Origin of the sequence: Rheinheimera baltica DSM 14885, from assembly GCF_000425345.1 — a bacterium.
In the GTDB taxonomy this organism is placed as follows: Bacteria; Pseudomonadota; Gammaproteobacteria; order Enterobacterales; family Alteromonadaceae; genus Alishewanella; species Alishewanella baltica.
Genome location: NZ_AUDG01000084.1, coordinates 1 through 11,484 on the forward strand (window position 1 = coordinate 1; position 11,484 = coordinate 11,484).

Genomic DNA, 11,484 nt, shown 5'->3' on the forward strand with positions numbered 1-11,484 from the left:
GCCTTAACTCGGCGAATAGCTGCATCAGAATGCCTTTTTTAGACCACAAGTTAAAACGCCGGTAGATGGCACTCCAATCTCCAAAAGTTTCTGGCACATCGCGCCATGGGCAACCGACCCGCATCCGGTACAAAATGCCTTCGAAAGTATTTCTGTGTTCCGGTTTGTCATAAATGCGGCCTGTTTTAAGCATCAATCTGATTAGCTTTGACCAGCACTCGTCTGTTAACATTGTCCTTGGCATGATGGGTTGTCATGGTTAGTTTTTGGCGAAAGTAATTGTACCAGCCCATCATGCTGTCTAATAATCCATCTCGAAAGATCAACAAGCCCTAGTTTGATTTTTATTTTTTATACCGATAACAATTGTTTATGCCGCAGTAGCCTGCCTGTTTTTATTACAGGGATTTACGCTTTAACTAAGAATTTCGTCAGTTAGGGTAAAAGGCTGCTCTCTTGTTTTAAGAGCAGCCTGAAAGGTTTAACGTGCAGGTTGTTGCTGGGTAATACAGTGAATATTGCCACCACCGAGCAGTATTTCACGGCCGGGTACAGTAACAACTTTGTGCTCCGGATAAAGGCTTTGCAAAATATCTGCCGCGACTTTATCGTTTGGGTCGTCAAAGGTAGGCAATATTAAGCCGCCATTGCACAGGTAGAAGTTGATGTAAGAACCTGCCAAACGGGCATTGGCTTCGCGTGGAATAGCGCTCATTGTTGCATCTACGGTGGCGTATTCTTCAGCGTTGGCGATAATCGGAGCTGGTACAGGGAGTTTATGTACCTTAATTTTCCTGCCTTTGGCATCCGTTGCTGCTTCTAAGTAATCTAAAGCCGCTTTACTGCGGGCATACTGCGGATCAGTTTCATCGTCTGTCCAGGCCAGCACCACTTCACCCGGTTTTACAAAACAGGCCATATTATCAATGTGGCCATCGGTTTCGTCGTTAAAAATACCGTCAGTAAGCCAAAGTACTTTGTCTATACCCAGATAATCCCGCATCTGTTGTTCTATTTGCTCACGGTTTAAATGCGGGTTACGGTTGCTGTTTAATAAACATTCTTCAGTAGTTAACAGCGTACCTTCGCCATCAACATGAATAGCCCCGCCCTCAAGCACAAAACCCTCAGTGCGGTAACGTGGCAGTTGCTCAATACCCAACACTTTGCTGGCTACCTGGTCGTCTTTGTCCCACGGGAAGTATAAACCGCCGTTTAAGCCGCCCCACGCATTGAAAGTCCAATCAATGCCGCGAACGTCACCATTAGCGTTAGTGACAAAAGTAGGGCCGGTATCCCGGCACCAGGCGTCATTATTAGAAATCTCTACCACCCGGATAGGAAAAGTAGTGGCTACGTCTGTTAACTGTGACAGCGCGTTGGCATACTGCGCTGCCGAAGCGCCAACGGTTACCGGCTCAAAACCTGCGATGGCTTTAATAACACGGACAAAAGCCTGTTGGGCTGGCTTGGCGCCTAAGCGCCAGCTGTCGGTACGCTCTGGCCATACCATCCAGGTTTGTTTATGTGCTACCCATTCAGCCGGCATACTAAAGCCGTCTGCACGCGGCGTGCTGTTTAGTGTTGTAAAGGCCACTTAGTTACCACCTTGTTTAGCAGGTTGTTTCGTGTCGCCATCTTTAGTGAGTACTGTGCCATAAATATCAATACGACGGTCACGGAAAATACCCCAGGCACGACGCGTTGCGGCTACGGCATCTAAATCAAAGCTGTGTACCAACACGGCTTCATCAGTTTCATTCGCTTCTTGTACCTTGGCACCGGTTTCGTCGGCAATAAATGAACTGCCATAGAAGGTGATATGGTAGTCGCCTTCAGTTTCAGTACCAATACGGTTAGAGGCAATTAGCGGCATTAAATTCGCTGCGGCATGGCCTTGCTGCGTGCGTTGCCAGTGATCGCGTGAGCTAATAGTTGGGTCGTGTGGCTCGCTGCCAATAGCAGTTGGGTAGAACAGCAGTTCTGCGCCCATTAATGCCATGCTGCGGGCGCACTCGGGGAACCATTGATCCCAACAAATACCTACGCCAATGTTGGCATACTTGGTTGCAAACACTTTAAAACCGGTGTCGCCTGGCGTGAAGTAATACTTTTCACTATAGCCCGGGCCATCTGGGATATGGCTTTTACGGTACGTACCCAGGTTTTCGCCGTCAGCATCAATAATGACTACGCTGTTGTACAGGCAGTTGCCGGCGCGCTCGTAAATGCTTATGGGTAGCACCACGTTTAGCTCTTTAGCAATTTTAGTAAAATGTGCAACTGCTTTGTTTTCGGCCACCGTGGTGGCAAAAGCTAAGTAATCAGGTTTTTGTTTCTGACAGAAGTAATTGCGCTCGAACAACTCCTGCAACAGGATAATCTGGGCGCCCTTAGCGGCCGCTTCACGCACCAGACGCTCACCGCGTTCGATGTTTTCGTCAACATTCCAGCCGCCAATCATTTGTGTTGCAGCAACGGTTACATTACGCATCTGTTATCTCCAGCAGAGGGTAAAAACAACAGGCTAGCATCCCTTACGATACTTGCCAAACAGGCGCGAAAAATGCCGTATTTTTGCGCTGTCGTCAACGCTTTTATCAGAAAAAAACAGCGCCAAATTCCGCTACAGTGTCTGGCGCTGTGAACAGGCTAAAAAAGGCTTGAAGCCGGTAAAATTATTGCAGCGCTAACTCCGCCGCTTTTAGCAGCAATTCACTGTTTAAGCGGGTTTTGTAATTGATATGCACATAGTTAAATACGGCGTCACCTTGGGTATTGGCGATATACACCGCCGGTACCGGTAGCACTACCTTTTCTGTGCCTGCTTCAGTGGTAATTAAGCTACCAAGCTTGCCTTTGTAGGCCATTGCCGTTTTATCATCCAGATAATACGCCAAGCCAAATGCACTGCTGGCACTGAAGGTATGGTCTGACAACAGGGTATAATTCAGTTTTTGGCCACCCGTGTCGCTTAGGCTTTTATTGATTGAAGTAACGCTGTCAGGCGTTATGGCAATTAATTGATAACCTAATTGGGCAAGTCGCGGTTCAATTTCGCGTAACGACGCTAACTGAGCATTGCAGTAAGGACACCAACCACCACGGTAGAATACCAACACACTAGGTTTTCTTTGCAGCAGCGACCTTAAGCTAACGGCCTTATTATCTGCGGTTGTTAGCGTAACATCGGGAATGCTCAAACCATTAAGGAGCGGGGTAACTTGCTCCGGGGATGGCGCAATGGCCGCAGCGGCTAGAATTTTAATACTAAATAATAAAGCGCTAAGCACTATAAGATAAGCTTTCATTGTTGATCCCTGTTGCTGTTGTCGACATAGTTAGACCCACAAAGACAGACCTTAGCCGGTTTTGCTTTCAATTTTAAGTAAAAAACAGGCATTTTCTTTTTGCCGTGCGCCTGACGTACAATGTGCTTAATTACAAAGAAGACAAAACGTTATGACAAGTACAGCTTCGCAATTTGATATTACCGTCGTTGGCGGTGGGATGGTGGGAGCCGCCATAGCATTGGCGTTAAGCCAGGCGGGTTTGCAGGTGGCGTTAATCGAGAAACTTGCACCAATCGCTTTTGATGCGCAAAGTACGCCAGATTTACGTGTATCGTCAGTTAATCTTGCCAGTGAAGCCTGGCTTAGCGATTTGGGTGCCTGGCAGGCATTGCAACAGATGCGATTGTGTCCGTATCAGCGCTTGCAAGCGTTTGAGTATCCACAGAGTGTAGTTACCTTCAATGCTGCTGATATTGACCGCAGCCACTTGGGCCATATTGTTGAAAACAATCTTTTGCAACTGGCGCTATGGCAGCAGTTGGGTAGCAATGTTCAAGTATTTTGTCCATCTTCTGTTACCGCACTTGAGCAAACAGCCGATAGCGCCATCCTGACATTGGATAGCGGTGAGCAACTTAGTAGTGATCTGGTTGTGGCGGCGGATGGCGGGCATTCACTGTTACGGCAACTTGCGGGTATTGGCACCAATGGCTGGCAATACCGGCAGGCGTGTTTAGTGGCATTGGTTAAAACGCCTTACCCACAACAAGACGTAACCTGGCAGCAATTTACGCCCAGTGGGCCAAAAGCTTTTTTACCGCTAAACGGCCAGCAAGGCTCTGTGGTGTGGTATGAAGATGCAGCAAAAGTTAAACAGCTCGCTGCACTTAACCCTGCCCAATTGACCCAAGAATTAGTAAAAGCTTTTCCTAACGTTATAGGTGACGTTGAGGTGATGGCCAGCAGCTGGTTTCCTTTGGCACGAATGGACGCTAACCGTTACTTCGCCGGCCGTGTAGTGCTGGCAGGCGATGCAGCACATACCATTAACCCGTTAGCGGGGCAGGGCGTTAACCTGGGCTTTGCGGACGCCAAATTGCTAACCGAGCTGATTATCGACGCCAAACGGCATAACAGCGATATAGGCAGTGCGCAGCTGCTGCAACGCTATCAACGTAAACGTAAGCCAGCCAACTTATTAATGATGAGCGCGATGGATGGTTTTTATCAGGTATTTGGTAATGACAATACGCCGCTGCGTAAGCTGCGCCAGTTGGCATTAAGTGTGGCCGCGCGAAGTACAATGTTGAAGACACTGGTAGCGCGCTATGCTGTTGGTTCTGAATAGGCAGGCTAAAATGCTTAGCTAAGCAATAAGGTTGCAACACCTACAGTGCTCGCCACAGCAACTCGTCCTTAGCCTACGGCAGGACTCAGACACTCTGTGGCTGTGCGCTGCAGGGTTCCAACCTTATCTGCAAAGCAGGTTAGAACTCTTTTAGCGCAACCGCAGAGTGTTTGAGCAAATACGTGAGTATTTGTGAGTTGCTGCGGCGAGCATAAAAGAAGTTGTAACCGGAAAAATGAGGTTAAACCAGAAAAGCAAAAACCCAGCTAAAGCTGGGTTTTTCTGTTTAATGGCAGGGGCGGCTGGATTCGAACCAACGCATGGCGGGATCAAAACCCGCTGCCTTACCGCTTGGCTACGCCCCTACAGAAACGTGTTGTGTGATCGTCGTTTGGAAGGTATTTAAAAAAACTACGGCCACTGAATTAATGGCAGGGGCGGCTGGATTCGAACCAACGCATGGCGGGATCAAAACCCGCTGCCTTACCGCTTGGCTACGCCCCTGCAAAACTTGTGTGCAACCACTTTAAAAGTGGTGCGGAAAGAGAGACTCGAACTCTCACGCCTCGCGGCGCTGGAACCTAAATCCAGTGCGTCTACCAATTCCGCCATTCCCGCATGCACAGGTAAAGTAAAGTGGTGGCTACAGCGGGAATCGAACCTGCGACCCCAGCATTATGAGTGCTGTGCTCTAACCAGCTGAGCTATGTAGCCACTATTACTTGACCTAAGCAAGTGGCGCGTATTATCCAGAACTGCCCCTATAGCGTCAACCGTTTTTTTGCGTTTAAAATTCATTGTTGGTTCGTTTGCTGAATTTATATGCAAAACGCTGGTTTCACAGGCAATAAAAAAGCCGTTGTCGGCAAACAACGGCTTTTTTTACAACAAAACGGCTTAAACGTTAAAACGGAAATGCATTACATCGCCATCTTTTACGATGTAGTCTTTACCTTCTAAACGCCATTTGCCGGCTTCTTTTGCTCCGGCTTCACCATTAAATTGCACAAAGTCGTCAAAACCCACTACTTCAGCGCGAATAAAACCTTTTTCAAAGTCGGTATGGATGACACCCGCAGCTTGTGGGGCGGTAGCACCAATAGCCACAGTCCAGGCGCGAACTTCTTTAACCCCTGCAGTAAAATAGGTTTGCAGGTTCAATAATGAATAGCCACCGCGGATCACCCGGTTTAAACCAGGCTCTTCCAAGCCCATGTCGGCCATAAACTCTGCTTTCTCATCATCTTCAAGCTCAGCAATCTCTGATTCAATAGCAGCGCATACAGGCACAACAATCGCACCCTCTTTATCAGCAATGGCTCTGACGATGTCTAAATAGGGATTATTCTCAAAACCGTCGTCCATCACGTTGGCAATGTACATCGTCGGCTTTATGGTTAAGAAGTTCATATAAGCAATTAGTGCTTTCTCTTCTTTATCCAGTTCAAGCTGGCGTAATGTATCGCCAGTTTCTAAATGAGCTTTTACTTTTTCCAGTACGGCCATTTCGGCTTTAGCGTCTTTGTCACCGCCCTTGGCTTTTTTACTGACGCGGAAGATAGCACGCTCTGCACTGTCCATATCAGACAGCACTAGTTCCATGTTTATGGTGTCTATATCGTCAGCAGGGTCAATTTTGCCGGCAACGTGAATAATGTTTTCATCGTTAAAACAACGCACAACGTGGCCAATAGCATCTGTTTCGCGGATATTGGCTAAAAATTTGTTGCCTAAGCCTTCGCCCTTAGAGGCGCCTTTAACTAAACCGGCAATATCAACAAATTCCATTGTGGTTGGCAGCACGCGTTGCGGGTTAACAATGGCAGCTAACTTTTCCAGACGCAGGTCTGGCACCGGCACTACGCCAGTATTGGGTTCAATAGTACAGAACGGAAAGTTAGCGGCTTCAATGCCGGCCTTGGTTAACGCATTAAACAGGGTAGATTTGCCTACGTTAGGTAAGCCGACGATGCCACATTTGAAACCCATAATTAGTATCCTTTACGTGCTGTAAATATCTGCGCCGCGTCTAGCTGGCTTTGAAACTGTGTAAACGGTTTTGTGCTTTGATAAGACCATCTTTGGCCAAAATATCAAAGCAAGACGCCGCTTCATCAATAGTATGTTCGATCAATTGTTGCTCACCAGCCGGGGCTTTACCCAAAACATAACCGGTAACTTTATCTTTATGCCCAGGATGACCGATACCTAAGCGTAAGCGGTAAAAATTCTGATTATTACCCAGTCTGGATATAATATCACGCAAGCCATTATGCCCAGCATGACCGCCACCCAGTTTAAACTTAGCAATACCCGGCTCTAGTGCCATTTCGTCATGTGCAACCAGTATTTGCTCAGGGGCTAATTTGTAAAACTGCGCCATTGCCAGCACCGATTTACCGCTAAGATTCATAAATGTGGAGGGGATAAGAAGTTTATATTCTTGTCCGGCACAAATAAATTTGCCGGTATAACCGAAGAACTTCGGTTCATTTTTCAGACTGACATTAAAGCGACGCGCCAGTTGTTCAATAAACCAGACGCCGGCATTATGCCGTGTCTGGCTGTATTCAGGGCCTGGATTACCCAGGCCCACAATCAACTGGACTGTTGACTGAGTCGTGTCAGACATTACTCAGCAGTTTCAGTTTCTTCTGCATCAGCTGCTTTACCAGCTGGTTTGTTCACAGAAACAACCGCTAAGTCGTGACCTTTCGCTAACTGAACAAAAGTAACACCTTTTGGTGCTTTAAGATCAGATAAGTGCAGGTGAGCACCCACTTCAACGTCGCTCATTTTAACTTCGATAAACTCTGGTAAGTCTTTTGGCAGACAAGAGATTTCGATTTCGTTAGCCGCGTGAACAACTACACCACCTTTCTTCACTGCCGCTTCTTCATTTACGAAGTGAACAGGAACAACTGTGTGCAGTTCGTGGCCAGCTTCAACGCGTTGGAAGTCAACGTGCATGATTTTTGGCTTGTACGGGTGACGCTGCATAGCTTTAACGATTGCTTTTACGTCTTCTTTTCCAACTTTAATGGTCAGAATGTGAGAGTAAAACGCTTCGAAGCTTTGTGCTTTTATCAATTTAGAATGTTCTAAAGTGATAGAAACTGGTGCTTTGCTACCACCGTAAATGATAGCTGGTACTTTGTCTTCGTGACGTAGGCGGCGGCTCGCACCTTTCCCCGCGTCAGTGCGGACTTCTGCATCTAAAGTAAAAATTGCATCAGACATGATGTGCTCCAAAATAATAGGTTTCCCAAGACTCGCGACCAGTCTCAGGTAGGATGCCCTTTTCAAGGGCGCGACATATTACCACCGGGATGCAGAAGCTGCAAATGAAAAGACGTGCCCACTCTATTTAAAGCCAACCACGACTTTCTCCTTTTGGGGTTTTCGTTAGCGTCTGTCAATTTTATAAAATTAAGTTACTGATATCATTTTATAAATGTCTATTATGATGATAAGTGTTACAGAAATGTTTTGAAATTGATGCATTTGGGGGGTGAATTGCGCGCCGTTCGTAACAAAGGAGTAAAATATGAACGTCGTTAATAAATATCTTGCTACATTAAGCCTTTTTGTCTGTACCTTATCTGCACCAGCAATACTCGCTGCTGAAGTGGGTACGCGTGATGCACCCAACTTGATTCAGTGTGATACTTGCTATAGCGTTGCTGATTTTGAGCGAAAAGCTAAAACTCAAGCACAAAGTAATACCGCTGGTTATCATCTGGTATACAACATGAATACCGAAGTGGTTGAAACTGTGTACACCTTTGAGCTGTATGAACCAGAGCTGGGCATCTCGATGTCGAATGCGAGAGTTGTAAGCACCAAGACGCTTCATGCGCAACAGTTCGCAGAGTATGTCGATTATGAGAAATATGGCGTTAAAAAGACCCCCACATTAATTAATATTAACCTTACAGGTAGCTACGATGGAATGCCTGAATATTATGTTTCGGATGTGCGCAAGGAAATGAGACTCTTAAATTTCTCACCACTTATGCCAATTTTAGCCACAATAACTTTTACCAACGGGGATGTGATTGTGGTGCTTATACCTAACCCTGCAGGTTCGGCGATTATATTAATCTCTGCCAAAGATAAAGATGGCAAAGATATATCGTCACGGGCAAGTAACTCAGGCGGCACATCAGGCGGTTCTGGTGCGGGTTCTGAAGGTGGAGGTACAATCGTTTCTGGCAGCATCACTATTGCTGGTGTAAATTCTGGCGGTAGCACGCTTATGTGTCAAAAGCCGATTAAAGGTGAAGGCGTGCATTGTAAATTTGTATGATATACGTAGCGGACACTTCTCGTGTCCGCAATTAGCTGCAATCGATATTATGATTTTCAGGCAAAGAGAAAAGGTTTTAAAATGCGGTATTTTTACCTGGTCGTCACCATCGTTGTAGCAGTATTCGCTATTACTACGCTTACCACTAACGAACCTTCCACATATACCGAGTCACCTGATGAAGCAGTTCAAACTATTGGCGCAGTGCAAACGTTAGTTACCGTTAAACCAGAGCAGGTCAGTGCATCGTCAGGCACCATCGAATTCTTGCTGCAGGGCGAGCAGCAGCAATCAATGCGTGAGTTGCAAAAACAGTATGACGATTATTATACGCTGGCACTAGAGTTGCTGCATCGGGCTAGAGCTGGTGATGGAGTAAGCCAGCTAAATTTAGCTGGACTGCTTTTACATTGTCAACAAGTGGTCTTAATAGATGTTGATGATGAGATAAGTATATTGCTAGCCACTGAAGTATCAAAAGCTGAAGCTGATATGTTAGAGCAACTAAAGTCAGAGGTAGCAAAATGTGCTAACTTCCAAAATATTGACTACAAGTTTTTTGAAGATATAAATTACGATAATGAGCAAGTGTTGGAAAGGTCTCTTTATTGGATTACGAAATCCTTCAGGAATGGTGTTACCGATGCAGCTGCATATCTAATAAGTTTGCATTTATCTGAGGTAATCAAATTATCTGATGACGAGCGTTTACTTGCGGCTAAAATGGTTCGCGAAGAGCTGGCTCGGCCTTCATTAGCAACTTTGACTTATTTGGCGCATTTGTCATCCACTCCTCATTCTTTCAGGGTTGTTGCTGCTCTAAAGCAAGAGCCTGGTTTTTTCCGAGAAAGCGACGAATTGCAATTTAGTACTGCTGAGATCGGTATTATTCCTTGTTTAGAACGCAGTGTGCTATGGGCTGAACCAGTTACCCCGAGATACGATTGTGCCGAAAATATCAGTCGCTATGGTGTTTGGATCGAGCCTGAGTTAATTCCTGAGGTTGAAGCCGAGGTAGAGAAAGTTAAACAAGCCTGGAAAAAAGGCGATTATGCTGCTGCCGGTTTCGAAGCCTTAATGCCGTTACTGAACGATACGCACCAGCCATAGTGGTTAAAAATTCACGAGGAAATACAATGCTTAAATACCTATTGGCCGGCATTACGCTTAGCCTGGCTCTTAACCTAGAAGCTGCAGCGCCGGCCGTTGGCGATGCGCCGGATAACTACCTGGGTATGACCATTCAGGGTGATGATGTGCTGCTGGAAAACTATCAGGATAAAGTGGTTGTCGTGTCGTTTTGGGCATCCTGGTGTGCACCTTGTTTACAAGAAATGCCGGTGCTGGATGTAATACAGCAACAAGTTGGTGCAGACGCAATGCAGGTGGTGGCAGTCAATTTTAAAGAAGATAAAAAGCGTTATCGTAAATTACATAGGGTGCTGTCGGAAGCGTCAAGCCACAAGGTTTTTACTCATGATGAACGAGGCCGAATTGGTGGCGCTTATGGTGTAGAGAGTTTACCTTCGTTATTTGTAATTGGAAAAACAGGAAAGGTAGCACTGCATAAAATTGGTTATGGCGAGTCATCTATTGATTCAATTGTTGATGTATTAAATGCAGAGCTGGCTAAATAAATTATATGAAATTAAAAGCATTGTTGGGTTGTTGTGCTCTAGTGTTATCGGGTGTTTTACTATTTAGCGAGTTTGATAAGGCGCACGATGCTGTCAGTGTGAAATAGCATAAAGCAACCCTTGCTAAGAATCACTGGCAGATTAAATGCTTTCTAAGCTGCTTTTAACAAAACAATGGCCCGTTTTTATATCAATGCGAACATATTGCAACTTGGTCGGTAATATTTACCGTTTGTGGTGTCATCGTAAAGGTGTTTAAAGTTAGGTTTGCTTTTAAGTTATTGATAATATTTTAAATTAAATTCTGGAGTGAATATTGCTGTATACCTTATGAGTGGCAATGTTAAGTTTTACATTGCTAAGTGCAACCAGTCTAAATGAGAGGTGTTGTATGAACAGCGATATTGCAGAAGGTAAATGGAAGCAAATGACCGGCGCCATAAAAGAAAAATGGGGCAAACTAACCGATGATGATTTAGAACAGGTAGAAGGGAGTATCGATAGATTCTGCGGCAAGATGCAGGAACGTTATGGCATGTCACGTGAAGAGGCGGAAAAGAGTCTGTAAAAAAAACTGTGTAAGTGGCATTCTATCTAACTCCTTAGAAGGGATAAAGAATGCCAATTACAGACCAATTACTGGATCAGCTGTTAGCTGACTGCAAATCTCCTGAAGATCTGATGGGCGAGCAAGGCCTATTGCGCCAGTTGACCAAAAAGCTTGCTGAACGAGCCCTTGAAGCTGAGATGGAACACCATCTTGGTTACGCCAAACATGACCCGGCCGGTAAAAAAACCGGTAATTCCCGCAACGGTAAAACCAGTAAAACTGTGCGCTCTGTGCATGGTGAAATAGAGCTGGAAGTCCCGCGCGACCGCAATAGCACCTTCGAACCT

Annotated in this window: 13 protein-coding genes and 4 tRNA genes; 6 read left to right on the top strand and 11 right to left on the bottom strand. The window is 45.7% G+C overall.

Features of this window, described 5'->3' with window-relative positions; genetic code table 11:
• The 4 genes from H595_RS0118510 to H595_RS0118530 form a co-directional block, all read right to left on the bottom strand.
• Positions 1-244 (bottom strand): transposase (locus H595_RS0118510; protein ID WP_156885929.1); only part of this gene is annotated, 244 nt, incomplete at its 3' end.
• A 237-nt stretch (positions 245-481) separates the two neighbouring features.
• A complete protein-coding gene (aguA, locus tag H595_RS0118515) occupies positions 482-1,597 on the bottom strand; it encodes an agmatine deiminase (RefSeq protein ID WP_027672515.1) in 1,116 nt (371 codons plus the stop codon).
• Positions 1,598-2,494 carry an N-carbamoylputrescine amidase gene (gene aguB, locus H595_RS0118520; protein ID WP_027672516.1) on the bottom strand — a complete coding sequence of 299 codons (897 nt, stop codon included), beginning with the start codon at positions 2,492-2,494 and terminating at the stop codon, positions 1,598-1,600.
• Positions 2,495-2,678: 184 nt separating this feature from the next.
• Positions 2,679-3,311 (bottom strand): peroxiredoxin-like family protein, encoded by a 633-nt coding sequence (locus H595_RS0118530; protein ID WP_027672517.1) that lies wholly within the window; start codon positions 3,309-3,311, stop codon positions 2,679-2,681.
• A 151-nt stretch (positions 3,312-3,462) separates the two neighbouring features.
• Here H595_RS0118530 and H595_RS0118535 point away from each other — a divergent pair, with 151 nt between their 5' ends.
• Complete coding sequence (locus H595_RS0118535) at positions 3,463-4,641, top strand: FAD-dependent oxidoreductase (protein ID WP_027672518.1); 1,179 nt, start codon at positions 3,463-3,465, stop codon at positions 4,639-4,641.
• A gap of 290 nt (positions 4,642-4,931) precedes the next feature.
• Here H595_RS0118535 and H595_RS0118540 read toward each other — a convergent pair.
• The 7 genes from H595_RS0118540 to H595_RS0118575 all read right to left on the bottom strand — a co-directional run bounded on the left by H595_RS0118540 (position 4,932) and on the right by H595_RS0118575 (position 7,881).
• Positions 4,932-5,006, bottom strand: a tRNA-Gln gene (locus H595_RS0118540).
• Between the two features lie 64 nt (positions 5,007-5,070).
• Positions 5,071-5,145 (bottom strand) — tRNA-Gln (locus H595_RS0118545).
• A gap of 29 nt (positions 5,146-5,174) precedes the next feature.
• Positions 5,175-5,259 (bottom strand) — tRNA-Leu (locus tag H595_RS0118550).
• Between the two features lie 19 nt (positions 5,260-5,278).
• Positions 5,279-5,355, bottom strand: a tRNA-Met gene (locus tag H595_RS0118555).
• A 183-nt stretch (positions 5,356-5,538) separates the two neighbouring features.
• Positions 5,539-6,630 (bottom strand): redox-regulated ATPase YchF, encoded by a 1,092-nt coding sequence (gene ychF / locus H595_RS0118565; protein ID WP_027672519.1) that lies wholly within the window; start codon positions 6,628-6,630, stop codon positions 5,539-5,541.
• A gap of 40 nt (positions 6,631-6,670) precedes the next feature.
• On the bottom strand, positions 6,671-7,273 hold the full coding sequence (gene pth, locus H595_RS0118570; RefSeq protein ID WP_027672520.1) for an aminoacyl-tRNA hydrolase: 603 nt from the start codon (positions 7,271-7,273) through the stop codon (positions 6,671-6,673).
• Positions 7,273-7,881 (bottom strand): 50S ribosomal protein L25/general stress protein Ctc, encoded by a 609-nt coding sequence (locus H595_RS0118575; protein WP_027672521.1) that lies wholly within the window; start codon positions 7,879-7,881, stop codon positions 7,273-7,275. Before H595_RS0118575 ends, pth begins: the two co-directional genes overlap by 1 nt.
• 307 nt (positions 7,882-8,188) lie before the next feature.
• On the opposite strand from H595_RS0118575, the gene H595_RS0118580 reads away from it, so the two are divergent.
• The 5 genes from H595_RS0118580 to H595_RS0118600 form a co-directional block, all read left to right on the top strand.
• Complete coding sequence (locus tag H595_RS0118580) at positions 8,189-8,950, top strand: hypothetical protein (protein WP_027672522.1); 762 nt, start codon at positions 8,189-8,191, stop codon at positions 8,948-8,950.
• Positions 8,951-9,031: 81 nt separating this feature from the next.
• Complete coding sequence (locus H595_RS0118585; protein ID WP_027672523.1) at positions 9,032-10,060, top strand: hypothetical protein; 1,029 nt, start codon at positions 9,032-9,034, stop codon at positions 10,058-10,060.
• A 26-nt stretch (positions 10,061-10,086) separates the two neighbouring features.
• On the top strand, positions 10,087-10,587 hold the full coding sequence (locus H595_RS22885; RefSeq protein ID WP_051219987.1) for a TlpA family protein disulfide reductase: 501 nt from the start codon (positions 10,087-10,089) through the stop codon (positions 10,585-10,587).
• 391 nt (positions 10,588-10,978) lie between these two features.
• Positions 10,979-11,155, top strand: coding sequence for a CsbD family protein (locus H595_RS0118595; protein WP_027672524.1), 177 nt, complete (start codon positions 10,979-10,981; stop codon positions 11,153-11,155).
• A gap of 50 nt (positions 11,156-11,205) precedes the next feature.
• A partial coding sequence (locus H595_RS0118600) for a transposase (RefSeq protein ID WP_027672274.1) occupies positions 11,206-11,484 on the top strand: 279 nt, incomplete at its 3' end.

Bases quoted from the DNA above. Each gene is read 5' to 3' on its own strand.
- H595_RS0118580 (WP_027672522.1), top strand. From the start codon at position 8,189: ATGAACGTCGTTAATAAATATCTTGCTACATTAAGCCTTTTTGTCTGT.
- H595_RS0118535 (WP_027672518.1), top strand. From the start codon at position 3,463: ATGACAAGTACAGCTTCGCAATTTGATATTACCGTCGTTGGCGGTGGG.
- aguB (WP_027672516.1), bottom strand. From the start codon at position 2,494: ATGCGTAATGTAACCGTTGCTGCAACACAAATGATTGGCGGCTGGAAT.
- H595_RS0118575 (WP_027672521.1), bottom strand. From the start codon at position 7,881: ATGTCTGATGCAATTTTTACTTTAGATGCAGAAGTCCGCACTGACGCG.
- pth (WP_027672520.1), bottom strand. From the start codon at position 7,273: ATGTCTGACACGACTCAGTCAACAGTCCAGTTGATTGTGGGCCTGGGT.
- H595_RS22885 (WP_051219987.1), top strand. From the start codon at position 10,087: ATGCTTAAATACCTATTGGCCGGCATTACGCTTAGCCTGGCTCTTAAC.
- H595_RS0118530 (WP_027672517.1), bottom strand. From the start codon at position 3,311: ATGAAAGCTTATCTTATAGTGCTTAGCGCTTTATTATTTAGTATTAAA.
- ychF (WP_027672519.1), bottom strand. From the start codon at position 6,630: ATGGGTTTCAAATGTGGCATCGTCGGCTTACCTAACGTAGGCAAATCT.
- H595_RS0118585 (WP_027672523.1), top strand. From the start codon at position 9,032: ATGCGGTATTTTTACCTGGTCGTCACCATCGTTGTAGCAGTATTCGCT.
- H595_RS0118595 (WP_027672524.1), top strand. From the start codon at position 10,979: ATGAACAGCGATATTGCAGAAGGTAAATGGAAGCAAATGACCGGCGCC.